The 24,366-nt window shown below is 59.8% G+C and carries 21 protein-coding genes and 1 pseudogene; 10 read left to right on the top strand and 12 right to left on the bottom strand.

Features of this window, described 5'->3' with window-relative positions; genetic code table 11:
• Positions 1-101 precede the first annotated feature (101 nt).
• The 6 genes from IB272_RS14810 (at position 102) to IB272_RS14785 (ending at position 6,340) form a co-directional block, all read left to right on the top strand.
• Entirely contained in the window at positions 102-1,136 is a 1,035-nt protein-coding gene (locus IB272_RS14810) for a Gfo/Idh/MocA family oxidoreductase (protein WP_082936614.1), read from the top strand.
• Between the two features lie 10 nt (positions 1,137-1,146).
• Positions 1,147-2,049 carry a sugar phosphate isomerase/epimerase gene (locus tag IB272_RS14805; protein WP_034798673.1) on the top strand — a complete coding sequence of 301 codons (903 nt, stop codon included), beginning with the start codon at positions 1,147-1,149 and terminating at the stop codon, positions 2,047-2,049.
• 59 nt (positions 2,050-2,108) lie between these two features.
• Positions 2,109-3,341, top strand: coding sequence for a sugar ABC transporter substrate-binding protein (locus IB272_RS14800; RefSeq protein ID WP_034798675.1), 1,233 nt, complete (start codon positions 2,109-2,111; stop codon positions 3,339-3,341).
• Positions 3,342-3,543: 202 nt separating this feature from the next.
• Entirely contained in the window at positions 3,544-4,446 is a 903-nt protein-coding gene (locus IB272_RS14795; protein WP_060584395.1) for a sugar ABC transporter permease, read from the top strand.
• The gene (locus IB272_RS14790; protein WP_192444522.1) at positions 4,443-5,270 is read left to right on the top strand and encodes a carbohydrate ABC transporter permease; all 828 of its coding nucleotides are present in this window, start codon (positions 4,443-4,445) and stop codon (positions 5,268-5,270) included. Before IB272_RS14795 ends, IB272_RS14790 begins: the two co-directional genes overlap by 4 nt.
• Positions 5,267-6,340, top strand: a complete 1,074-nt coding sequence (locus IB272_RS14785) for an ABC transporter ATP-binding protein (RefSeq protein WP_034798682.1) — start codon at positions 5,267-5,269, stop codon at positions 6,338-6,340. Before IB272_RS14790 ends, IB272_RS14785 begins: the two co-directional genes overlap by 4 nt.
• 310 nt (positions 6,341-6,650) lie before the next feature.
• Here the strand turns inward: IB272_RS14785 and IB272_RS14780 are convergent, their stop codons facing one another.
• The 3 genes from IB272_RS14780 to IB272_RS14770 are packed head-to-tail and all read right to left on the bottom strand — an operon-like array spanning position 6,651 to position 10,324.
• Positions 6,651-7,919 (bottom strand): glycerate kinase, encoded by a 1,269-nt coding sequence (locus IB272_RS14780; protein ID WP_113189540.1) that lies wholly within the window; start codon positions 7,917-7,919, stop codon positions 6,651-6,653.
• Positions 7,916-9,004, bottom strand: coding sequence for a tartrate dehydrogenase (locus IB272_RS14775; RefSeq protein WP_034798686.1), 1,089 nt, complete (start codon positions 9,002-9,004; stop codon positions 7,916-7,918). The genes IB272_RS14780 and IB272_RS14775 overlap by 4 nt, the downstream gene beginning before the upstream one ends.
• A 21-nt stretch (positions 9,005-9,025) precedes the next feature.
• Positions 9,026-10,324: an MFS transporter gene (locus IB272_RS14770; protein ID WP_192444521.1), complete on the bottom strand. Its 1,299-nt coding sequence runs from the start codon at positions 10,322-10,324 to the stop codon at positions 9,026-9,028.
• Positions 10,325-10,452: 128 nt separating this feature from the next.
• On the opposite strand from IB272_RS14770, the gene IB272_RS14765 reads away from it, so the two are divergent.
• Positions 10,453-11,367 carry a LysR family transcriptional regulator gene (locus IB272_RS14765; protein WP_034798776.1) on the top strand — a complete coding sequence of 305 codons (915 nt, stop codon included), beginning with the start codon at positions 10,453-10,455 and terminating at the stop codon, positions 11,365-11,367.
• A gap of 133 nt (positions 11,368-11,500) precedes the next feature.
• Here IB272_RS14765 and IB272_RS14760 read toward each other — a convergent pair whose 3' ends face one another.
• The 4 genes from IB272_RS14760 to IB272_RS14745 form a co-directional block, all read right to left on the bottom strand.
• On the bottom strand, positions 11,501-12,196 hold the full coding sequence (locus IB272_RS14760; protein ID WP_226020918.1) for a FadR/GntR family transcriptional regulator: 696 nt from the start codon (positions 12,194-12,196) through the stop codon (positions 11,501-11,503).
• 129 nt (positions 12,197-12,325) lie between these two features.
• Positions 12,326-13,222 (bottom strand): NAD(P)-dependent oxidoreductase, encoded by an 897-nt coding sequence (locus IB272_RS14755; protein WP_060584408.1) that lies wholly within the window; start codon positions 13,220-13,222, stop codon positions 12,326-12,328.
• Between the two features lie 179 nt (positions 13,223-13,401).
• Positions 13,402-14,394, bottom strand: a complete 993-nt coding sequence (locus IB272_RS14750; RefSeq protein ID WP_060516756.1) for a sugar-binding protein — start codon at positions 14,392-14,394, stop codon at positions 13,402-13,404.
• 48 nt (positions 14,395-14,442) lie between these two features.
• Positions 14,443-15,423, bottom strand: a complete 981-nt coding sequence (locus tag IB272_RS14745; RefSeq protein ID WP_192444520.1) for an NAD(P)-dependent oxidoreductase — start codon at positions 15,421-15,423, stop codon at positions 14,443-14,445.
• A 147-nt stretch (positions 15,424-15,570) separates the two neighbouring features.
• Here IB272_RS14745 and IB272_RS14740 point away from each other — a divergent pair, with 147 nt between their 5' ends.
• From IB272_RS14740 to IB272_RS34940, 3 genes and pseudogenes are all read left to right on the top strand, one after another.
• Complete coding sequence (locus IB272_RS14740) at positions 15,571-16,362, top strand: ATP-binding cassette domain-containing protein (RefSeq protein WP_226020917.1); 792 nt, start codon at positions 15,571-15,573, stop codon at positions 16,360-16,362.
• 46 nt (positions 16,363-16,408) lie between these two features.
• A complete protein-coding gene (locus IB272_RS14735) occupies positions 16,409-17,404 on the top strand; it encodes an ABC transporter permease (protein WP_060516753.1) in 996 nt (331 codons plus the stop codon).
• 189 nt (positions 17,405-17,593) lie between these two features.
• Positions 17,594-17,717, top strand: a pseudogene (locus tag IB272_RS34940) (cupin); the annotation flags it as partial.
• Between the two features lie 61 nt (positions 17,718-17,778).
• Here the strand turns inward: IB272_RS34940 and IB272_RS14730 are convergent.
• From IB272_RS14730 to IB272_RS14710, 5 genes are all read right to left on the bottom strand, one after another.
• The gene (locus IB272_RS14730; RefSeq protein WP_060516749.1) at positions 17,779-18,006 is read right to left on the bottom strand and encodes a hypothetical protein; all 228 of its coding nucleotides are present in this window, start codon (positions 18,004-18,006) and stop codon (positions 17,779-17,781) included.
• Positions 18,007-18,391: 385 nt separating this feature from the next.
• On the bottom strand, positions 18,392-20,689 hold the full coding sequence (locus IB272_RS14725; RefSeq protein ID WP_192444519.1) for a PBP1A family penicillin-binding protein: 2,298 nt from the start codon (positions 20,687-20,689) through the stop codon (positions 18,392-18,394).
• Positions 20,690-20,867: 178 nt separating this feature from the next.
• Positions 20,868-22,172, bottom strand: a complete 1,305-nt coding sequence (locus IB272_RS14720) for an aspartate aminotransferase family protein (RefSeq protein ID WP_192444518.1) — start codon at positions 22,170-22,172, stop codon at positions 20,868-20,870.
• The gene (locus IB272_RS14715) at positions 22,169-22,987 is read right to left on the bottom strand and encodes an N-formylglutamate amidohydrolase (RefSeq protein WP_127890642.1); all 819 of its coding nucleotides are present in this window, start codon (positions 22,985-22,987) and stop codon (positions 22,169-22,171) included. The genes IB272_RS14720 and IB272_RS14715 overlap by 4 nt, the downstream gene beginning before the upstream one ends.
• Before the next feature lie 18 nt (positions 22,988-23,005).
• Positions 23,006-24,349 carry a glutamine synthetase family protein gene (locus IB272_RS14710; RefSeq protein WP_192444517.1) on the bottom strand — a complete coding sequence of 448 codons (1,344 nt, stop codon included), beginning with the start codon at positions 24,347-24,349 and terminating at the stop codon, positions 23,006-23,008.
• Positions 24,350-24,366 lie beyond the last annotated feature (17 nt).

Below are 24,366 nucleotides of genomic sequence, written 5' to 3'. Positions count from 1 at the left end.
TTTCACACCTCTTGACATAAAAACCCTTTGCCGCATAGTATCGTAAACGTTTACGGAAGCCAATTGAGGAGTTGCTGCTTCCGTTTCTTGGAGGAAATCACGTGCGATACAGGGCCGTTTTGTGCGGGTGCGGAGCTATGGCCAAAGGCTGGCTGAGGGCGCTGACGGAGAGCGAACTTCTTCGCGTGAAAGTCGAGATTGTTGGCCTCGTCGATCTCGACCAGGCGACTGCTGAGGCGCTCGCTACCGAATTTAACCTTGGCGGCATCGTTATCGGAACGGACCTGCCGACCGTGCTTCGCGAGAGCCGCGCAGATCTTTTGTTCGACATCGTCGTTCCGGCCGCACGTCGTGCGGTGGTGGCCGCCGGACTTGCGCATGGTTGCCACGTTTTGAGTGAGAAGCCCATGGCCGCCTCGCTCGGCGAGGCACGCGAATTGCGTCGACTTGCTGCAGCGGCCTCGCGGATCCATGCGATCGTTCAAAACCGTCGCTTCATCAGCGGTGTTCGGCGCATACGCCGCCTCATCGAGTCGCTCGTTCTCGGTGAGCTGACGGCGTTGCATTGCGACTTCTTCCTCGGCCCGCATTTCGGAGGATTTCGCGAGCAGATGGACAATGTCTTGCTGCTCGACATGGCCATCCACACCTTCGATGCAGCGCGCTTCATGTCGGGCAAGGACCCGCTCGCGGTCTATTGCCACGAATACAATCCCAAGGGCTCCTGGTATCGCCATGGCGCGGCCGCCAATGCGATCTTCGAGTTCTCCGACAATGTCGCCTTCACCTATCGCGGTTCCTGGTGCGCTGAGGGTGCCAACACCAGTTGGGAGAGCGCGTGGCGCATCACCGGTTCGAAGGGCACCTTGCTTTGGGATGGCGGCGATCGCTTTGACGCCAAAGTCGTTACGGGTCAGGAGGGCTTCATGCGCACCGTTGAACCGGTCGCGGTGCCCGATACCGAAGATCTCGCCGATACGAACGGGCATGCCAGCGTGATCGAGAATTTCATCCGCGCGATCGACGCGGGAACCGTGCCGGAAACCGACGGCAGCGACAACATCAAGAGCCTTGCCATGGTCTTCGGCGCGATCGACAGCGCGCGGGATGGCAAACGCGTCACCATTGCAGCCTAGGGAGCCTATTTTGATCAACCCAAGCAAATCCATCCGTATTGGCACGATGATCTCTGCCACGAAGGGCGGTGCCGACAGGCGTATCGCCCAGATCGCGGGCATGGGCTTCGAGAGTTTCGAGCCCTTCTTCTGGCAAACGACGAATGGCCAGGACCTCGCCGACCTCGGCAAGCGTTGCGTTGCGGCGGTCGGCGATCGTGACATCACCATCTCCACGATCGGCATGTTCGGCAATCCGTTGGAGACGACCGCGATCGACGAAGAGACCTTGCAGGGCTGGCGAGACTGCATCGACAATGCCCACCACTTCGGCGCGACCTGCGTTGCCGGGTTCACCGGCCGCCTTCGCGGCAAGCCTTTGACCGACAGCCTGCCGCGTTACAGGAAAATCTGGTCCGAGCTGTCGAAACGTGCCGCCGACAAGGGCGTGAGGATTGCATTCGAGAACTGTGCCATGGACGGCAACTGGCATACCGGCGATTGGAACATCGCGCATAATCCGGATGCCTGGGAACTGATCTTCAACGAGACGCCAGACGACCACATCGGGCTCGAATGGGAGCCATGCCATCAAATGGTCTATCTGATCGATCCGCTGCCGCAGATCCGCAAATGGGCAAGCAAGATCTTCCACGTGCACGGCAAGGACGCGACCATCCGCTGGGACGTCATCCGTGAACACGGGATCTTCGGCAAAGAGAAATTCGTCTTCATGCGTACGCCCGGCTTTGGCGACACGAACTGGACCGACGTGATCTCCGAACTTCGGCTGGCTGGTTGGTCCGGCTCGATCGATATCGAAGGCTGGCATGACCCGGTCTATCGCGACGATCTGGAGATGACCGGCCAGGTTCACGGCCTGAATTACCTCAAAACGTGCCGGGGCGGCGACTTCGTCATCGATCCGGTCTGAGACGTGCATGTTGGCCGGCATGGAGGATGCCGGCTCGGGGATAATCAAAGGAGGAGAAAATGGCTATCCGCGGATCCGCAATCCTGGGCGCGCTCGCCCTTGCAGGTGTCTCTCTATTCGGCCTCACCGCCAAGGCGGAGGATGTCACGATCAGCGTCTGGTCGCTCGATCGCGATATTCAACCCGCACCGAACTTGATTTCGGACTTCAACAAGCTGAACACTGGCATCAAGGTCGAGTACCGCCAGATCCAGTTTGACGACGTCGTCAGCGAGGCGATGCGCGCCTATTCGACCGGGCAGGCACCCGACATCATCGCTATCGACAATCCTGAGCATGCGCTTTTTTCGTCGCGCGGCGCGTTCCTCGATCTCACCGATATGATCGCCAAGTCGACGGTGGTCAAGACGTCGACCTATTTCCCTGGCCCGCTCGCCTCCACCATGTGGGATGGCAAGAATTACGGTCTTCCCAAGGCCACGAACACGATTGCGCTCTACTACAACAAGGACATGTTCAAGACGAAGGGCCTCGATCCTTCCAAGCCGCCGCAAACCTGGGACGAACTCGTCGATGCGGCTCGCAAGCTGACGGACCCTGCGGCCAACGTTTATGGGATCGCGTTTTCAGCTAAGGCGAACGAGGAGGGGACCTTCCAGTTTCTCCCCTGGGCCCAAATGGCCGGTGGTGGCTACGAGCACATCAATTCGGATGGCGCCGTCAAGGCGCTCGACATCTGGAAGACCATCATTACGGAGAAGCTGGCGTCGCCGGACACGCTCACCCGCGGACAGTGGGATTCGACCGGTACCTTCAACTCCGGCAACGCCGCCATGGTCATCTCCGGTCCGTGGGAGCTCGACCGGATGGTCAAGGAGGCGAAGTTCGATTGGGGTGTCGCTCTGTTGCCCGTGCCTGAGCTCGGTGCGGAGCGTTCATCGGCCATGGGCGATTTCAACTGGGCGATATTCTCCAACACGCAACACCCTGCCGAAGCGTTCAAGGTGCTCGAGTACTTCGTCTCGCAGGACGATCGCATGTTCAAGGACTTCGGCCAGCTTCCCGCCCGTTCCGACATCGCTATTCCGGAGACTGGCGTGCCGCTCAAGGACGCGGCCCTTAAGGTCTTCAATGAGCAGTTGAAATACGCAAAGCCGCGCGGCCCGCACCCGGAATGGCCGAAGATCTCAAAGGCAATCCAGGATGCAATCCAGGCAGCGTTGACGGGACAGATGAGCTCGAAGGAAGCACTCGACCAGGCTGCTGAAAAGATAAAGGCAGTCCTGGGCTAAAGTCTTGGCCAAGGCGGCCCAGAGGCATCCCGCCTGAACCGGAGAGCCGGGCCGCCTTCCGCAAGCGCTCGATCGCATTGAGGCGCTGGGACGGAAACCCGCAAAAACCATGCCGGCTATGCCGGCGTGGTTCTGGTTGTCTAGTTTGCAGGCCAAGCTGCGTCAGCCCAAATGCGCTGAGGCCTTGGCGGCGGAGGAGCTCATGAAACGCCTTCTATCCAGCATCATCGACGGCCGCGGCTTCGATATCGGCCTCGTGAGCCTGCCGCTCGCCTTCCTGCTAACCCTGTCCGGCCTGCCACTGCTCTACAACATCGCCATGAGCTTCCAGGAGGTGGACATGTTCAGCCTCGGCAGCTTCTGGCGCCCGTTCGTCGGTCTCAAGAACTACCGCGATCTCTTCGCCCAGCCGGAAACCTGGCCGATCCTGGCCAATACCGCGACTTTCGTCGTCGCCTCGATCGCCGGTCAGTTCCTCGTCGGCTTTGGACTGGCGCTGTTCTTTTGGACAAATTTTCCAGGCGCCTCGTGGGTGCGGGGTCTGTTTCTGGTTTCCTGGGTGATGCCTGGCCTCGTGGTTGGCGCGATCTGGAATTGGATCCTGTCGGGTGATTTTGGCGTGCTCAACTTCATACTGAGGGAAACGGGCCTCATCGACAGTAATATCTTCTGGCGCTCGGATCCCGGTTACTCGCTCTGGGCCGTCATAATCGCGAATATCTGGCTCGGTACCTCCTTCAACATGATCCTGATGTCCGTCGGTCTGTCGGCCATTCCGCGGGACCTTTATGAGGCGTCCGAATTGGATGGTGCCAATGTCTGGCAACGCTTCTGGACGATCACGCTGCCGATGATGCGCTCGTCCATAGGGGCCATCATCGCGCTCGGGCTCATTTTCACGCTGCAGCAGTTCGATCTTTTCGCCTCGATCACCTCCGGAGGGCCGAACAATGCCTCCAACGTCACGCAATACTGGGCCTGGGATCTGTCTTTCCGGCAGTACGATTTCGCCAAGGGCGCGACGATCTCGGTGATCATGATCGTCTTTGTGATGATCGCTTCTGTCGTCTACGTGCGTTCGACACGGCATGAGGTGCGCGGATGAGCAATGTATCCCAGGATCGCCTGCTTCTCGCAATCGCGATCATTCTCGCCGGCCTTTATCTGTTCCCACTCTACTGGATGTACATCACCACGATCAAATCGGGGTCGGAGATGTTTGCCACTCCGCCGACCTTCTGGCCGAGCGATCCCCAGTGGCAAATCTTCGGCAACGTGTGGCAGAGCCGGAACATGGGCCGGTACATCTGGAACTCCTTGGTCATCGCCTGCGGAGCGGTCAGCGTCATCACCGTGCTTGGTGTTGGCTGCGCCTACGTGCTGGCGCGCTATCGCAACATCTGGATCGATATCGGGCTCTTCCTCATCCTCATGTTGCAGGTCCTTCCGGCGTCGCTGATGGTGACGCCGATTTTCGTGGGCTTTTCGCAAGTTGGGTTGCTCAACTATCCGCGGCTTGCCGTCATCCTGGCGATTGCGGCCAAGAGCATGCCGTTCTTCGTCGTCCTGGTGCGCGCGACCTTCATGAGCGTGCCACAGGAACTGGAGGAAGCAGCCCTTGTCGACGGCAACTCCAGGGTCGGCGCATTCTTCAATATCGTCCTGCCGCTCGCACGCAACGGCATCCTCGTCAGTGCGATCCTGATTTTCATGCAGGCCTTTGGCGAGTTCGTCTATTCGAAATCGATGATCCAGGCCGTCGAGCTGCAACCGGCAAGCGTGGGGTTGAACTCCTTCATGGGGCCAAACACCAATGAATGGAACAATATCATGGCCTACGCGGCGATCTACGTGACGCCGATCCTCGCCATTTTCGTCCTCCTGCAACGCCGCATCGTCTCTGGTCTTACCTCGGGAGCGCTCAAATGAATGCCCAGATCGAACTAAGGAACGTCAACAAGTATTATGGTGCCTACCATGCGCTGAAGGACATCGAGCTTTCGATCCGCAAAGGCAGCTTTACAGCTCTCGTCGGTCCGTCAGGTTGCGGGAAGTCGACGTTGTTGCGGTCTCTGGCGGGCCTGGAGAGCATATCGTCCGGTACGCTCAAGATCGCTGGCGAGGTGATGAATGCAGTGCCGCCGCGCAAGCGCGATGTGGCGATGGTGTTCCAGTCCTACGCGCTCTATCCGCACATGACGGTTGAGGAAAACCTGACTTATAGCCTACGCATCAGGGGCGTTGCCAAGGCCGAACGCAAGAAGGCGGCACATGAAGTTGCCGCCGTCACCGGGCTCACGCATCTCCTGGCGCGCTACCCGCGCGAGCTTTCCGGGGGTCAGCGGCAACGCGTAGCGATGAGCCGGGCGATTATCCGGCACCCAAAGGCGTTCCTGTTCGACGAGCCGCTCTCCAATCTTGATGCCGCACTTCGCGTTCATATGCGCAAAGAAATCCGCGCGCTGCACGATCGGCTGGGCGCCACGTCGGTCTATGTCACGCACGATCAGGTGGAAGCGATGACAATGGCGGACCATGTCGTCATCATGCGTGACGGCGTCATCGAACAACAGGGCAGTCCGCTTGAGCTTTATGACCGGCCGGCTAACAAGTTCGTGGCCGGCTTCATTGGATCTCCTGCCATGAATTTCCTGCCCGCGGTCGGCGGTCCGGACGGACGCTCGATCATCCTCGATGTCGGTACCAAACAAACGATCGCCCTTAACCGGACGGTGCAGCCAGGACAGGCCTTGAGCGTCGGCTTGCGTCCGGAGCATATCGAACTTGCGGCAGCCGATGAGGGCATTCTCTCAGCACCAGTGGCAATGATCGAATCGACCGGTGCGACGTGCTTTCTGACAATGGCAACCACGCCCGAGCTGTCGGTGGTCTTCAATGGCCGATCGGTCGCAAGAGCAGGCGACCGGGTCGGACTGAGCTTTGCTCCCGGCAGCATGCATCTTTTCGATGCCGATACCCAGCGCCGCCTTGCCGATTGAAGCCCAAACTATCCAGGCGCGCACCGCCAAAAAAGGAGCCTGCCGACGCCTCGGCCGTGCGTTCCCGGCCAACTCGTCGGTTCTCAGCGGTGGCTCGACCCGCTTCGAGGATCATGCTTTCCCGATCTGAGCGACACGGAGATTATTCGTGCTGCCTTCAGTCGCGAACGGGAATCCGCTGACGATGACAGTTTGAAAGTCCGTCCGACGCCGGTGAGGAACAACGATTTGAGCGTTTCGGGCGAATTTGAAGCCGGCCCGACCGTCGCAACGATCTTGGCCTTGCGGTTGCTGCGTGGGAGCATGATTTCTATCCGATCAGGATTGCGCGTATGTCATTGACGTTTGTGAGTGTTGGCCCGGTGACGACAAGGTCGCCAATCGCCTTGAATGCGGTGTAGCTGTCATGTTGTGAAAGCGCGGTGCGCGGAGCAATGCCGACTTGCTGCAGACGGGTAAGGGTGTCAGGAGTGACGAAAGCACCCGCAGCGTCCTCGACACCGTCGATACCGTCTGTGTCTCCGGCAATTGCCCAGATCGAATTTGCACCACTCAAGCCAATCGCAAGGCTCAGCAGGAATTCGGTGTTGCGGCCGCCACGTCCGGTCGAGCCTTTCGGCAAGGACACGGACGTTTCTCCGCCCGACAGGAGCACGGCTGGTCCCGCAACCGGTAAGCCCTTGTCGCGCGCGGAGAGCGCGATGCCGGCAAAGACTGTACCGACTTCTCTCGCTTCTCCCTCAAGCGCATCGCCAAGGATCAAGGGGCGGATCCCGTGAGATTGCGCAACTTGTGCCGCCGCATGCAGGGCTGTGGACGGTGAGGCTATCAGCCGCGTTTCTGCGTTAATCGGGGCGCTCGCCGCCGCGGAGCCGCCACCGTCGAGAACGGCGATCGCTTCCGGTGGAAGAGCGAGTTTGTAGCGCGCGACGATTTCGCGAGCCTCGACAACGCCCGTCTCGTTGGAGACAGTGGGTCCCGAGGCAATTTCGGAAGAGTTGTCGCCCGGCACGTCGGAGATCACGAGCGTGACGACCCTTGCAGGATATGCTGCCTGCGCGAGCCGTCCGCCTTTTATGTTTGAAAGCTGCTTTCGAACGGTGTTCATCTCCGAGATCGTCGCACCGCTGGCAAGCAGCATCCGGTTGACCTCCTTCTTGTCGGCCAACGTCATGTTGCCGGCTGGAGCAACCAGCAAAGCGGAACCGCCGCCTGAAATCAGGGCAATGACCAGATCGTCCGGCCCAAGGTCGCGGACCTTCTCAAGGATACGTGTCGCCGCCTCAACGCTCATCGCGTCGGGGACCGGATGGGCCGCTTCGACGATTTCGATGCGCCCGGCAGGAACTGCATGGCCATACCTCGTCACGACTAGTCCGGAAAGTTCAACGTCGCTCCATGCGGCGTCGAGTGCCGCCGCCATCGCAGCCGAAGCCTTTCCGGCTCCGATCACGATGCAGCGGCCCTTGGGCGGATCCGGTAGGTGGTTTGACACCACTCTAACCGGATCCGCGCTGGTGACCGCTGCGTCGAACATTTGACGCAGCGCATCGCGGGCGGATGTATCGCTAAAGGTCATTCGGCAGCAACGAGGATGTTTGAGCCGGCGATCGCCTCGCAAACGGCATCGGTCACCTGCTGTGTGGTGGCGGTGCCGCCGACATCAGGGGTGAGGATGCCTGCCTCGGTGACGCGTTCGACAGCCGTCATCAGTCTTGTCGCAGCGTCTTTTTCTCCAAGATGTTCGAGCATCTGGGCGGCCGTCCAGAAGGTGGCGATGGGGTTGGCGATGCCCTTGCCGGTGATGTCGAAAGCTGAGCCGTGAATCGGCTCGAACATTGATGGGAAGCGACGCTCCGGGTCGATATTGGCAGTCGGTGCGACGCCGAGGGAACCAGCAAGGGCGCCGGCGAGATCCGATAGGATGTCGGCATGCAGGTTGGTCGCTACAATGGTGTCAAGACTTTCCGGCCTCAGCGTCATGCGCACCGTCATCGCGTCGACTAGCATCTTGTCCCAGGTCACGTCCGGGAATTCCTTCGAAACTTCGGCAGCGATCTCGTCCCACATGACCATGCCATGCCGCTGCGCGTTCGACTTGGTGACGACGGTCAAGAGCTTGCGCGGCCGCGACTGGGCGAGTTTGAAGGCGTAGCGCATAATGCGGGTAACGCCGACGCGTGTGAAGATGGCAACCTCGGTGCCAACTTCCTCCGGCAGCCCCTTGTGGGCGCGACCGCCGTGGCCCGAGTATTCGCCTTCGGAATTTTCTCGAACGATGACCCAGTCCAGGTCGCCTGGCCCGCAGTTGCGCAGCGGCGGAGTAATTCCTGGGAGTATCTTGGTCGGTCGGACGTTGGCGTACTGGTCAAAGCCCTGGCAGATTGGAAGACGCAGGCCCCAGAGCGTGATGTGATCGGGGACATCCGGCGCACCAACCGCACCAAAGTAGATTGCGTCGAACTTCTTGAGTGTCTCCAAACCATCGGCCGGCATCATGACGCCATGTTTTTTGTAGTAATCCGAGCCCCAGTCAAAGGTTTCGGAGTGGATCTTGAAGTCGCCGCTACGCTTCTCCAGCGCCTCAAGGACCTGAAGACCCGCTGCGATCACTTCCGGGCCAATTCCGTCGGCCGGTATCGCTGCAATTTTGTATTCGCGCATTGTTGTTCTCCAATCTGGATTTCAATGTTGAATGGAAGCCGTCGGAGTGGCCTCGCGGGAGGCCCCGCGAGCAAGGATCAGAGTGACCACTGCCGAAATCACGAGCAGTGCCGCGACGAAGTAGAGACCACCGGCAAAACTCCCTGTCGTGTCCTTGATCCAGCCGATCATCGAGGGGCCGACGAAGCCGCCGAGGTTGCCCAATGAATTGATGGTGGCGATACCAGCGGCTGCGGCCGGGCCTGAGAGGAACATCGTCGGCATGCTCCACAGCGGCGGCTTGGAGGCGCTGATCCCGATGTTCACAAGCGTCAGGGCGATCATCACGGCAAACACAGTCGTCGCACCGGTTGCAAAGACAAGGCCCGCGGCAGCCAGCAGACAGGAACCGACAACGTGCCAAGTGCGTTCGCCGGTCCTGTCGGAATGGCGTGCCCAGACAATCATGCCGATCACAGCAAAAACAGCTGGAATGGAATTGATCAAACCAACGTGGAAAGACGAAAGGCCAAAGCTCTTGATGATCTGTGGTGCCCAGATTCCGAGCGTGTAGAGACCTGCTGACGTGCCAAAGTAGATGAGCGAAAGTGCAAGGACCCTTACATCAGCGAGCCCTGCCCAGATGCCGTGGCTTGCCTTCACCTTGCCGGCCTGTTCCTGCTCCATGGTCTTCACAAGCCAAGCACGCTCGTCGTCGGTAAGCCACTTTGCCTTTTCCGGTCGGTCCGTCAGGAAAAACAATACGACCACACCGAAGATTACCGCCGGAACAGCTTCGATGATGAACATCCACTGCCAGCCGGCCAGGCCCCAGATGCCGTGCATCTCGAGAAGGGCGCCAGAAATCGGCGACCCGATGGCTGTTGCAAGCGGAGCAGCTGCCATAAACATCGCGGTGACCGCCGCTCGGCGACGCGCAGGAAACCAATAGCTCAGATAAAGAATGATGCCTGGGAAGAACCCAGCTTCGGCCACGCCCAGCAAGAAGCGCAGGGTGTAGAAGCTCGTCGTGCCTTGGACCAGCGCCATCGCACCCGATACCAGGCCCCAAGTAATCATCACCCGGGCAATCCAGATGCGGGCGCCGACTTTGTGGAGAATGAGGTTCGACGGCACCTCGAAAAGAAAGTAGCCGAGAAAAAAGATGCCCGCGCCCACGCCGAAGACGGTCGATGAAAATCCAAGGTCCTGGTTCATCGTCAAAGACGCGAAGCCGATGTTCACGCGATCGATGAATGCGATCAGGTAGAGAACCATGATGAATGGCACGATGCGCCATGTGATTTTGCGCAATACGCGCGTCTCCCGGTCGCTCGTCAAAACAAGCTCCTCCCTATGTTCGAACCCGGCGCGTCCTCTCGCGCTTGTCGAGAAGGTTAGTTTCTCCTTTCCTGCGCATGAAGGTTCATGCAATTATATAATTTATTGATATAATGGAGGGCGTGGGGGTGGAACTCGAACAGCTCAGGTGTTTTGTCGCGGTCGCCGAAGAACTGCACTTTGGAAGAGCTGCCCAGAAGACGGGCATGCTGCCTGCTTCGCTCGGCCGGCACATCCGGTTACTGGAAGAATCTTTGCGAACGCAGTTGTTGAGTAGAACAACCCGAAGCGTGAGCCTGACCGATGACGGCGTGTCGCTTTTGCAAGAAGTGCGGCCGCTCCTGGGGCGGCTTGACGAAGTCGCCGAAAAATTTCGTGCAGCCCGACACAGGCCGTCCGCCATACTGCGCATCGGCGCGATCGATAGTGCTGCCGCCGGTCTCTTACCGTTGCTCTTGCAGGATTTTCGGGAGGCGGCGCCTGATGTCATCACCCAGATCATTGAAGACAAGTCTGTCCGGCTTATTCCGAAACTGTTGGCCGGGCGCCTCGACCTTGTTTTGATCCGTCCTCGCGATGGGATCAGCCGCACCCTGAATGTGCAGTTGCTGTTTCATGAAACGGCAGTTGTTGCGGTACCAATGGGGAGTGCTCTTGCTGGACGGTCTGAAATTACCGTCCAGGATCTGGCGGAAGAGCCATTGATCGTGCCAGAACGCCGCTCGCGACCGCACAGTCATGACCTCACAATGGGATTGTTCGCGGACTTTGACATGCGTCCCCGCGTCGCACAAATAGCCGATGAAAAGCAGACGATAATCAATCTGGTTGCCGCCGGAATCGGGTCCGCCATCGTTCCACGCTGGACCTCGAAACTTGCTGTGTCAGGTGTCAGCTACATCCCGCTCGCTCATCCATCGGGATCGCCGATGCATCGACTACCCCTCTCAGCCGCCTGGATGAAAGCGGTGCGAGATCCGTTGCGCGACACGATGCTCGCCTTGTTGCAGCACAATGTCGCGCGATACGCGGAATTTGCGTGAACGCCACGAGCCGTAAAAGGCTGTCACGATCGCGATCCTCGGCCTGACGCTGCGCGGGGGGCCTTAGCCGGTCCACCGCATGGGTAGCTCTCAGCAGCAGTTTGTTCACGACGACGTGCGGCGCGCCCTGAGCTCACATGTTGCGCTCTGAATGCGCAATGAGTGCATCGGTGTTCGCTAAAAGTCGCCTTACGGCGTTACGGGCCGCGTTCGGGCGTTGAAGCCGAATGCTTTTCTCGATGTTCTCATGGAGCCTAAGGGCATGGACGAGGGTGCTGTCGTTCCGGGTTACCAGCAGGAAAAGGTGGTTGAGTGCGGATTCGATCAACGTCCCGAGCGGAATGAGGAGGTCATTTCCGGAAGCGCGCAGGATCGCGAGGTGGAAGCGCGTGTCAGCTTGGGTGCGAGCCTGCAGCGTTGTCGCTTGCCCCATGTCTCTCAGTGCCTCGGTGATTTCGGCCATCTGTTCTTCGCTGCGGCGGATCGCTGCAAGGGCGGTGGCTTCCGGTTCGATGATGTGACGAAATTCCTGTACGGTCTTGAGGAACTGGATCCGATCCGGCGAGTGTGCGTACCAACTCAGGACGTCGCGGTCGAGCAGGTTCCAACGCTCCTTCGGCTCCACCCAACTGCCGATTTTTGGACGCGATGCGAGTAGCCCCTTGGCCATCAATATCTTGATCGCCTCCCTGACAGCGGTTCGGCTTACATTGAAGATTTCCGTCCACTGGGCCTCGTTCGGCAGGATCGTTCCCGGAGGATAGTCGCCACGCACGATCCTGAGCCCGATATCTTCGGCAAGCGACATATGAACGCTCGGCCCTGACATGCGCGGCGCGTCGAGCCGTCGGGTCGCACGCGCCGCCTCCGCGGTACCCGAGCCTGCGGAGCGTTTTTCTGGTCGCTGTTCAGCCATTCATCTTTTCTCGTATCTCGAACCCTCTAGCCACGCATTGCGTCACCTGCCGCCAACATAGGTCCGCCAGCTGTGTTGCGGCTGAAAACCGAGCATCGCGCGCGCCTTCCGGTTCGACAGAAGTGTCTCGTATTCGCCAAGCTGTCCTTTGACCGGTACGCCCCGATAGAACCGGTCGATCAGCTCTTGCGTCGGAAGGTCTGAAGACGTCTCGTCGTTCGCTGCATTGAAGATCTGGAACCCGAGACCATCCGTGTCGATGGCCCTGAGGGTGATCTGGCCGAGGTCCCGCGCGTCGATGTAGCTCCAGGCGATGCGCTTTCGAAATCCAGGATCGGTAAACCAGCCTGGGAAAAGGTGGTATTCGTTGGGCTCGATCACATTTCCAATGCGCAATGCATAGATGTCGGCTCCGCTTCTGAGCGCAAAGGCGCGCGCGGTCCTTTCGTTCACCACCTTGGAGAGCGCGTAGCTGTCCATCGGATCGACGTCATAGTCCTCATCGAGCGGAAAATAGTGCGGGTTTCGTGGCTCATTGGCGAAGACGAGACCGTAGGTCGTTTCGCTGGATGCGATGACGATCTTGCGGATGCCAAGTTTCGTCGCGGCCTCAATGACATTGTAGGTGCCCATCACATTGATGCGAAAGAGTTCATTGTCAGGCGCGATCAGGATGCGCGGGATCGCCGCGAAATGAACAACGGCATCGATCGGTTGCGGCGCAAGCGACGGGTCGAATTCGTGCAGGCCGGTGTAGCTCGACAGCGCATTGAACACTTGGCCGCTGTCGGTAATGTCGGTGATCAGCGTGCGTACTTTCGGGTTATCGAGGGGCTTGGTGTCGAGGTTGAGCACCTGATGGCCCTGCTCGAGGAGGTATTGCACGACATGGCGGCCAGCCTTGCCGCTACCTCCGGTGAAGATGATCCGCTTGGTCATTGCGCTCTCCGTGCTTTGCAAAATTGGGGAATGGTCTTGTCGATGATAGTTCGCCGAAGGGAACTTCCAAGCGGGGTCGTTGCAAGGAGTCGCGGCCGGCCGTCAAGCGTGCTGACCGCGCTCGCTGCTCATGGGGCGGAGGCGCCGGAGGCCGTCAAAGGGCGCTCCGGCCACCGTTCCTATTTCTGGATGCAGGTATCGGCCGTATCCTTGGTGCATTCATCGAGACCGGTAAATACCGGATCGTCTACCGGCTTGCCGGCGATCAGGTCGAGCATGACCGATGGCGCCTTGTAGCCCATTTCGAAGGGTCGTTGGCCGACAAGTGCGGTCACGAGACCCTCCTTGGCGATCGCCACTTCCTCTCCGATCGTATCGGCCGCGCCGATGACGAATTCATTCTTCGCAATCTTGTCTGCCATTGGCTTGAACAGATCGCGATAGGGTTGCGGCGCACCGAACAGTGGCCAACCACCCATGATGCCGAAGGCGTCGAGATCGGGATTGGCCGCAAGAATGTCCGTCATCGCCTGCACGCCTTTGGCGCCGTCGTCATTGGTAAAGACCGGGCAGCCAGCAACCTCGGTCCAGCCACCTTCACCCTTTAGCTCGGCCAGCCCGTCCTTGCCGGTCAGCACGTCACGCATCCCTTGAGCACGGCGCAGGATGTTATCAGCGCCAGGGTTCCCTTCGATCGTGCAGATCTTGCCGCCGTTCGGTTTTGCCTTCTTGATGTAGTCCGCGATCCGCGCGCCCATCGTATAGTTGTCGGTACCAAGATAGGTCTTTCGCAGGCCCGCATCTTCCTTGGCAAGGTCGGCGTCAAGCGTCATGACCGGGACTGTCGGGTTTGCCGACTTCAACGTCTGGGCGATCAGCTTGGCGTTTGAAGGCGAAATGGCGATCGCAGCCGTGCTGGGCTTGCCGAGCATGTCCTGGACGATCTGCGCTTCTCCTGCTTCGTCGGAAGTCGACGCCGGGCCGGTATAGAAGCATTCATATTCCGAGCTTGTGTTTTCCTTGTTCCACTTCTGGCAACCCTGATTGATCGCCTCGAAGAAGGGATTGTCGAGACCCTTGACGACGATGACGAGCTGCTTTTTCGTCTGGGCGCCGGCGGGGCCGGCGGCCAGCGCCAGCGCTGCGACTGCGAGCACCAATGCTTTCCTCATTTTATCCTCCCGTTGAAACAAGCGGACACCCTCTGTCCGCGGCACAAATCAACCCGGATACCAGACGATACGAGGGTCACTTGGTGGACGCTCGTATTGAAAGGCCTGGTCGATAAGCTTTTCGAGATCGTATTCCGGTTGCCAGTCCAGCAGGAATTTTGCCTTGCTGTTGTCCAACCAGTTTGAGTGGAAATGGCTTGGAACATCGACCGACGGCAGGTCGCGCGTGCGTTCGAGATAGCTTGCGACCTCGCCGTAATCGACCGGACGATCCATGGCGATGTTGAAACGTTGACGCTCTGCGTGCGGATTGTCGATCGTGCTGAGGATCGCTGACACAAGGTCGCTGACGTGGACGAAGTTGCGCTTGAGCGGTCTTCCGTCGGCATCGCGCAGTAATGGTACGGTTCCGGCCTTTGCGTGGCGCCTGGCTTCATGGGGCGGAAAATACGTCTTCCAGTCCGGTCCACCGAAAACGTCGTCGCCGAAGGAAAGCGAGTGCCTGAAGTCGTCCTTTTCCATGATCCACGGCGCACGCAGGCAGCAGACGTTCATCCCATATTGGACTGAGTACTGCTCGACCATCACCTCCTCGAGGACTTTGGAGAGCGCGTAGCTGCCGGGATAGGCGCGATGCGGTGTCACCTCGGTTATCGGTCCTTCATGGCGATAGAAGAAATGGCCGACCGCGGCGTCGCCGCCGATCAGAATGAACTGCCGGGCTGTTGGGCTCATTCTGAACGCTTCGAGCAGCCAAAAGAGACCTTTGACGGTCACATCCATGACGTCGGCGGGCGTTTCCTTGCAGGTCGCCAGATGCACGATATGGGTCGCGCCGGCAATCGCGGCGTCAGCGACCGCGCGATCGGCGATGGAGCCGCGGATAATCTCGAGGCGCTCGCTTGGATTGAGCACGCGGTTGTGGCAGAGCGCGCGAATGCGCGCTTTCGAAAAACGTGGTCGGTCAAGCAGCGTGGATATGAGGTGCTGCCCGACCTTGCCCGTTGCCCCGGTGACAAGGATAAGCATGCTTATCTCCCAGTAGTAGCTAATATATGATTGCGACTTTCGTCAATGTCTAATTGTCATACAAATAAGGTTTATCAGACGAGAGATCATTGACGCGGTTGTGATGATTTGCGTAAATAAGCAATCTCTCACTCAAGGGGCGGGCATATTGTGACGCGCCTTGGTGAAGGCCGCGCGTCTTGGGAGTTTGGAAGGCTGGTCGTGCTGCTAGAACTCAGCAATATTTCCAAGCACTTCGGGGCCATACAGGCCGTCAATGACATTTCGCTGTCGTTAGAGGCGGGCCAGGTTGTCGGATTGATGGGCGACAACGGCGCCGGCAAGTCGACTCTCGTCAAAATGATTGCGGGCAACTTTCGACCGAGCGAAGGCACGATGCGCCTCAATGGCAGCGAAATCGTGCTGCATCGCCCGGTCGAGGCGCGGCACTTCGGAATTGAGATCGTGCACCAGGATCTTGCCCTTTGTGACAATCTCACCGCGGCGGCGAACGTTTTTCTCGGACGCGAACTGAGGCGGGGCATCGGCCCATTGGGCGTGCTCGACTACAAGGCAATGTACCGGAGGGCCGCGGAGATCTTTAAGGAACTCCGTTCCGAGACCAGAGCACGCGACCTCGTGAAACAGATGTCGGGCGGTCAACGCCAGGCGGTGGCGATTGCGCGTACGATGATTTCGGAGGCGAAAATCGTTCTGATGGACGAGCCGACCGCGGCCATTTCCGTGCGCCAGGTCGCTGAAGTGCTCCATCTCATCCGACAACTGCGCGATCGTGGCATTCTGGTTGTGCTTATCAGCCATCGCATGCCCGACGTATTCGATGTCGCCGATCGCGTCGTTGTCATGCGCCGAGGCCGAAAGGTGGCGGACAAGCCAATCATCGAGACCTCTCCGGAAGAGGTGACAGGGCTTATTACTGGCGCCATTGAGGGTGGATAGAGGAAAACGATCTGGGTCTTTTGCGCCGGAGGAACGCGAGGTTAACATGGCAACGACGCTGCACGAGACGATAGCCCATAGGCAGCGCACGCTCGCAGCAACAGTCCTGGGCAGCCAGACCTTCTGGGTACTGGTCGCCGTCATTCTCGCCTGCATCTTCCTGTCATTCGCCACCGACAGTTTCGCAACGGCAAAGAACCTCTACAACATCACCCGCAACGTCACTTTCATCGCAATCATCGCGCTCGGGATGACGCTTGTCATCATCACCGGTGGGATTGATTTATCGGTAGGGTCGGTGCTCTGCCTGTGCAGTATGGTACTTGCAGTCACGATGCATGCGGGATACGGCATAGGGACGGGCATTGCCGTCTCGGTCGCCACGGCATTAGTGATCGGCGCGTTCAATGGCATCTTGATTGCCTATCTCGGCTTTCCGCCCTTTGTCGTAACGCTCGGCATGCTCTCGGTTGCCCGGAGCCTGGCCATGGTCGCGTCCAACAATACTGTCGTCTTCGAATTTGGCCCCGATCATGCCAAGCTGCTGGCGCTGGGCGGTGGGGCGGTCTTCGGTATCGCCAATCCAGTGATCTACATGATCGTGCTGGCGCTCCTGACCGGCTTCGTGCTGCGGTGGACGCGGATCGGCCGCTACATTTACGCCATTGGTGGCAACGAAAAGGCGGCCGTTGCCACGGGCCTTCCCGTACGACCCATCAAGGTCTGCGTCTATATGATCTCGGCGCTGTCGGCTGGCATCGCCGGCATCATTCAGACCGGCTGGCTGGGTGCTGTGACGACCAATATTGGAGCGGGCATGGAGTTGCAAGTCATCGCTGCGGCAGTGATTGGGGGCGCTAATCTCGCTGGCGGCGCAGGTACTGCCTTCGGCGCACTTGTCGGTGCGGCACTCATCGAGGTGATCCGCAATAGCCTCGGACTTCTCGGCATCAATGCGTTCTGGCAGGGGACATTCATCGGCGGCGCGATAATCCTTGCAGTCCTTTTCGATCGCATCCGCAATTTCCGCCAAAGCGAGTAGCGCACACGCCCTGCAGCACGCGATTTTCTCACGCGTTGGTCGCGCACGCCAGTGCGCGCGGTAGTGCGAGTTTGTGTTCTATTCCCGGTGGAGAACGCGTTCATCACCCGCCTACCATTCTTCGAAGGCCGCTTGCGGTCGTGAAGGCTGCTCGGACCTATGCGTCTCACTGGAGAGGAGAGGCATGACGGATCCAGCATGCTGTGGCTCGGGGTGCTCGCTACCCATAGGCATACGAGCCAGCGCCTATGGCCATCAGGGCCAGGAGACGGGGATACTTATGACCGAGGGCAAAGAGGTCGAGATTTGGTCGAGGGCAAGCTCGACGGTGTTGCACTTGTGAGGCAATTTACGGCCAAACCCGCAGCGCCACACTAGCCATTCGGCAGTTCTTTGAGCATTGTCAGTCGGTTTCCAGGCAACAGAGCGATGATTTTGTCCTGTTCAAGAGCGTAGAGCACCTCCAGGATTTCATCCTGCGAGAATCCTGCCGAGGTCAAAGGATCGCCGACTTCAAACACGTTGATGGACATGTCCGGCATAGCCTTCAATGCGCGTAGGCGCTCGATCAATGCGATTTCGGTTTCCGTGAATCTGCTCATACCAACTACATAACGCTCTTCGGGCAGAATTGTCTCATGGCCATTGCACGTCTGCCGTCATCGCTATGACCATGGTCCGCGGATCGAGCTGTTCCAGCGGATCGAGCTCTTCCAGTTGCACGACCTGCGCACGGCCTGGCGGCGGCCCTCGGCTACGCGGTGTTGTCACGAAGCGTTGACGGCGTTGTGAAAAAGCCCCACCTTCGCCGGAGCGATGATGGGGCTCCTACCTTGATCCGGAGGGATCCGAGATCATCAGCAAAGCAAAAACACGAATGTACGGAAAAGGTTCCCGCTTGCTGGGCCGCCTTGGCCGGTTCCGAGAGGGGAAGGCATCGAGGCTTGCCGCCTTTGTGGGCGGTTCGCATTTGATCCGACGTATTCGTCATTTTTCGCAGAGCCTTCGCTCCCCGAAATAGGGTTGGTAGCTGCAGTCCGATGGCCGGAAGGAGCGATAGCTGCGAGAGCAAGCGGTGATGTTGCAGCTCTGAGGCGGAGCGCTGTCGTCAACCAGAACGCCCGCTGCGGGGGTCGCCAACGCTTCCCGCATGAAATCCCGCCAAATCTGCGCTGGCATATCCCCGCCCGTTACGCCTTTCATCGGCGTGTCGTCGTCGTTGCCGACCCAGACCCCTGCGACAAGCGGCTCGGTGAACCCGACAAACCAAGCGTCACGATTGTTCTGGCTGGTGCCGGTCTTGCCAGCAGCAAACGCGCCGGGGTCGGCTGCGCGCCCGGTACCGCGTTCCACAACAAGCTGTAGAAGGGAAAGGAGATCGCGCCGATAGGGGGCCAGATCCACGCTTGGCGTATCTTTTGCCCCGACTCGAAAAGCCGTTGCTTGGTTCGAAGCCCGAAATTCGATAATTCCCCTGGGTTCAACGGGGGCCTTGCCGAATTGCACGGACGCATAGGCACTTGTCAGGTCAAGCAAGCTGACCTCGGACGTGCCTAACGCCAGCGAAGGCGTATCGACAAGTGGCGCGTCGATCCCGAGTTCACGCGCGGCACTGATCACCTTGTCAAGGCCGACATGTTGGGCGAGCGCCACTGTTGGCGCGTTGAGAGACCGGGCGAAGGCCTCAGCGATCGTGACCCAGCCGCGATAGCGGCCGCCGGAATTCTCTGGTGACCAGCCGTTGATTTCGATCGGTGCGTCCAGTACCCGGTCGGATAAGGAAAGTCCGGCCTTCAGAGCGGCATAGTAAACGAACAACTTGAAGGTGGAGCCCGGCTGCCGTTTTGCCGTGACGGCACGGTTGAACTGGCTCTCTTTGTAATCGCGGCCGCCGACCATGGCCACAACCGCTCCATCCGGGGTCATTGCCACCAATGCGGCCTGAGATGCACCAACAGTTCTTCCCTCAGTATCCAAGGCCCTCTTGATGACCCTTTCGGCAATCCCCTGAAGCCGGGGAACAAGCGTCGTTCGAACTGTGGTCGAGCCCGGCGAAGTCCCGGCGATTTCGCTCGCCTGCGGTGAGACCCAGTCCGCAAACCAACTGCCGGATCGGGGCGTTGGCGTTGTCGGGTGGAGGGTAGCAAAGCTCGCCTTGATCTGCGCAGCCTTTGACGCGTCAACCTTGCCGTTCGCAACCATCGCGTCGAGGACGACCGATGTGCGCTTTCGGGAACCTTCAAGATTGTCGATCGGGTTCCATAGGCTAGGAGCCCGCAACAATCCCGCCAGAAGCGCCGATTCCGAAAGGTTTAGCGCTCCGATATCCTTGTTGAAATAAATGCGTGCGGCGGCCGGCATACCCGTTGCGCCAGCGCCAAGATAGGCGCTGTTGAGGTAACGCGTCAGGATTTCCTGCTTTCCGAGTTTCCACTCCAGCCACAGGGCAATCACAAACTCCTGTATCTTTCGTTTTACCGTACGATCGCTGTCGAGATACTGCAACTTGATGAGCTGCTGGGTGATCGTGCTACCACCCTCCACAACCGACCCTGCCTTGAGGTTTCGAAGAAGCGCTCGTCCGATGCCTCTGATATCGATGCCGAAGTGGTCCATGAACCGCCGGTCTTCAACAGACAGTACCGCATCGATCAGTTGTGGCGTGAATTGGTCGAACTGTGCGTAAGGTCCTTGATAAGGTCCTTGTCTGACCAGCGGCTGACCGTCCGCGGTTTCCAACACCACGATAGGCTTTAGTGTACCGTCCCTGATCTCGGCCCAAGGGACATCTTTTAGCGCCCACACCAAGCCCGTTACACCAACCAGAATACAGAAAACGGCGGTCAGCCGCACCGCCGATTTCCACCTGGCTTTCCTTTGCAAGACAGGCTGGCTAGACCGGCGAAGCGCTCGTCCTGCCTTTTTGGGAGCGTTCGCAAGTGCCCCGCCGAGATTTTTCAGCAGAAATGAAAGAGTTTGCTTATCCGCAGCCTGGACCTTGGTCTTTACGGACGAAGCAGCCGCCCGGACCTTGACCTTGACCGCTGTTGAGATAGCCCGCAAATCGTCGTGAAGCGCACGAAGCAGAGCGTGCGCTGCCTGTCGGGTCTGCTCAAACGGCAGAGGCAGATGTTCGCTCGTTCCAGCTCGGATGAACGGGTCAGCGTCTGCGCTGTGATCCGCCTCTTTTGTTGCCGCGGGGGCTCTCTGGGCGAGCACTTCCGCCTTTTGATGGTCGTCCGACCCAGTGCCACTTCGTGTAGAGACGTGAGGATTGCGGGGCATTTTTTAAGACGCTCAAACCCTTAATGACTTAGAGCACTGTGGCGGGTTCTCAACGTACGGCAAAGACGCTGGTTCCAGCCAAAGGAAATACGCCGCCATCATCAGTGCGCGCGTCACGACAGGTGGGACCTAAAAATCCCAACCGTGGCGGGCGCGAGCTTAGGTCTTGAGACTGCCTTTACCAGCCCGCGAACTGCGAAACAACTGTATCCGGAGCGTCGGAGACTTCGGCGAAAGCTCGATCCAGAACGTTTAATGCCTGAACGATGTCGGTGTCCGGGACGGTCAGCGGCGGAGTCATCTCCAGAACATTTGCGTTCATCCCGACACAGTAGACGACGAGGCCGAGTTCATAGGCCCGATAGATAAGTTTTGCTGCTTCCGCTCGCGCTGGAGCCCGTGTCTGCCGATCGAGAACGAGGTCGACGCCGCAGGCAAGACCTCGACCGCGGATATCGCCGATCAGTTGATATCGTTCGGCAAGCCTTGCCAGGCCGTCGCGCAGCAGTTTGCCTTTGCGCTCCGCTTCCTGCGCAAGCTCGTCGCGCTCAATGGTTTCAAGAACGGCAAGGCCGGCGGCAGTAGAGATCGGATTGCCGTGGAGCGTCTGCATGGCAAAGGCGCTGGCACAATCGAGGATGCGTGCCGGGCCGATCGCGGCAGAAAGCGGCAGCCCGCCGCCAAGACCCTTGCCGATGGTCAGGATGTCGGGGACGAAATCCTCATGTTCGAAGCAATGCAGGCGGCCGCTGCGGCCAAGCCCGACCTTCACTTCGTCGCAGACGACGAGCACACCGTATTCCCGGCAGATCGCGGAAAAGGCTTTAAAAAAACCGGTTGGCGGAACGATCAGGCCGCCGTCTGACTGGATCGGCTCGATGAAGGCGACCGCGAAACGCTCCGGCGCCGCCTCAAGTCGCTCCCGTAATTCTGCGAGTATCGCACCACCTGTCGGGTCGTCGTGGTAGGGCCGGTAGGGATCGGGGTACGGTAGCAGGAGCAGTCCGTCCGCCTTGGTCGCGCCCGCCTGGACGCTGTGGCCGGAAAAAGCCATCGAGCCCACGGTACAGCCGTGGTAGGCGCCGACGAAGGCGATGACGCCCGACCGTCCCGTCGCCTTGGTGACAGCGCGGAAGACCGCCTCGTTGGCATCGGATCCGGAATGACCGAACCAGACCTTGTTGTCGCCCGATCCGGGAAAGGCCGTGAGGAGTTTTTCGGCAAGGGCCGCCGCCGGTCCATTGGCGGCAGAAAGAACACTGGCGCCGGCGGGATTTGCCGCAGCACCGGAGATTGCCTCAACCAGCGCCGGGTGGCCATAGCCAAGGCTCGCCGCCCCCCATGCCCCGGAGAGGTCGATCAGTTCGCGGCCGTTTTCCTCCGTCAGCCTCGCGCCGCGGCCACCGGTCACTGCAAGCGGGAAGAAGCGCAGCTTCTGCAGGTTGGCGATTGCCGTTTGGTCTCTCTCGTAGAGTGCGGTCACGGGGCTTCCCCTACGCTAGCTTTAAGACACCGGGTGAGACGCTCGCCCCAGGCAGTGACGCCCGCATCCGTATCGATCAGATCGTGGCGCACCTCGATCAGAACGCCCGGAAGCCCACGCGCGTCGGCATGAACCGGCACGGTGTAATCCTCGTCGGGATGGATGTTGTAGGGCTCGTTGTCGCCGATCGTCAGCTGGCTTTCGCTGGCCAGTTCTCGGATCAGCGAACCGGCAAAATCGACGGCGTCGCGATAGAGGATGCCGGCCTGCCAGGGGCGCGGCTTACCGAAGTAGACCGGCGTGAAGCTGTGGATGCCGACGACAAATGGCCGCTTGCCTTCGCCTTCGAGCCGGTCGAGACGGCGGCTGACCGCTTCAGCGAAGGGCGTGAACAGCGTATCGATCCGCTGCTGCCGCTCTTCGTCGCTCAGGTTTCGGTTGGCGGGGATCTCCGTCGTCTCGCTGATCTCGGGGATCATCGAGGGGGCGGGAAGCGGCCGGTTGCAGTCAATCACCAGCCTTGAATAGTTGGTGAAGAACAGTGGTGCATCGAGGCTGAGGCTTAGGTGCTGAGCCAGCGCCATGGCGCCGATATCCCAGGCGATGTGGCGCTGGCGCTCGTGCAGCGGAAGCCCCATATCGCCGAGCGCGCGTGGCATCCGGTTGGAGGCGTGCTCGCATAAGAGCAGGATCGGGGAGGTGCCGTCCGGGTTGAAGACCGCATAGGGCGGCAGTTCGTCGATCGAAAGCAGCGGCGCGCTCGGGTCGTGTCGCGCGCCGGGTTCTAGGCTCTTGATGGCCGTTGTCGAGGTCATGGGTTGCCCATCCGTCAATCAGTAGACCGCCGCATAGCGGGCACAAAGTTCGTCCGGCGAGAGCCCATCGACGATCTCGATCTCCTTGCGCTTCATCGCCATGTAGCAGTCAAGGAAATCTCGAGAGAACCAGCCCGTGACGACCGGATCGGCGGCGAGCGTATCCAGAGCTTCCGGCAGGCTCGCGGGCAGACGACGAATACCGAGCTTCTCCTGCTCTGCCGCCGAGAAATCGGAGGGGTCGGAATTGATCAAGGGCGGCTGTTCGAGCCCGGCCTTGATGCCTTCGAGGCCGGCCTTCAACAAGACGGCCAGCGACAGATGCGGGCTGGCGCATGCGTCGGCGGCGCGGTATTCCATGTTGAACTGCCTGGCCGGATTGCTGCCGGGAAGGTCCAGTGTCGGGCAGATCCTGAGCGTCGCTTCGCGGTTCTTTTCGCCAAGGCAGGTGTAAGCGGCGCTCCAATTGTGCGGCACGAGCCGCATGTAGGAAAGCACCGACGGAGCGGTAAAGGCGATCAGCGCCGGCAGATGCTTGATGACGCCGGCGGCAAAGGCGCCGGCGATCTTGGAGAGCCTGCCGGGGCGCGAGGCGTCAAAGGTCACCGGATTGCCGTCGAGATCGGTGAAGCTCACATGCAGGTGCACGCCGTTGCCGACGCCATTCGAGACCGTCTTCGGGGCAAAACTCGCGTTCCAGCCGAAGAGGGCGGCGACTTCCTTGGTGATTGCACGGATGGTAGCGCCGCGATCGGCGGCGGTCAGCGCGTCGGCGGGACGGCAGGTGATTTCGAACTGGTCCTTTCCGTATTCCGGCAGGAACATTTCCGGCTCGGCGCCGGCTTCCTGCAAAGCGGTCATCAGCAGAGACCCGAAGGGTTCGGCACGGCGCTGGGCGCGCAGGCCGAAGGACGGCGCATCCGGCCAGTCGACGCCGAGCAACTGGAACTCCTGCTCGACGGCTGAAATGACTTTGAGGCCGACTTGTTCGTATTCCTTCAGCGTCTGTTTCAGGAAGCTGCGTACGCAGCAGTCCCAGGCATTGCCTTGGAGGTCGGTGATGTCGGCGTGATAGAAATGCAGCGGCGTCTCGTCTGGCAGGCAGGTGACGCGCGCCTTGCTGTCGGGGTCGGCCATCAGCCGGAGGTCGCCGGCCGAGCCCCAGGGATTGTTCTCGGCAATCAGGTCGAAGGGCGTGAGCGCCAGGTTGGCCGGCACCCAGCCGACACCCTTGCGCAGGTAGCTGTCGATCTCGGAAGCCGCAAAACTGCGGCCGCGCGTGATGCCGGCGATGTCGGTCGTGACGAAGGTGGCAAGTTCCGTCAGTGCGGCGGCCGCCTTGCCGTTGTTGGTTTCCGTCATGGGGTTCCCCTCTATTC

The sequence above is a fragment of the Ensifer sp. ENS08 genome, from assembly GCF_014852195.1.
GTDB lineage: Bacteria > Pseudomonadota > Alphaproteobacteria > Rhizobiales > Rhizobiaceae > Ensifer > Ensifer adhaerens.
Note: the sequence above shows the minus strand (reverse complement) of the source record. Positions and strands in the feature narration are given on the sequence as shown.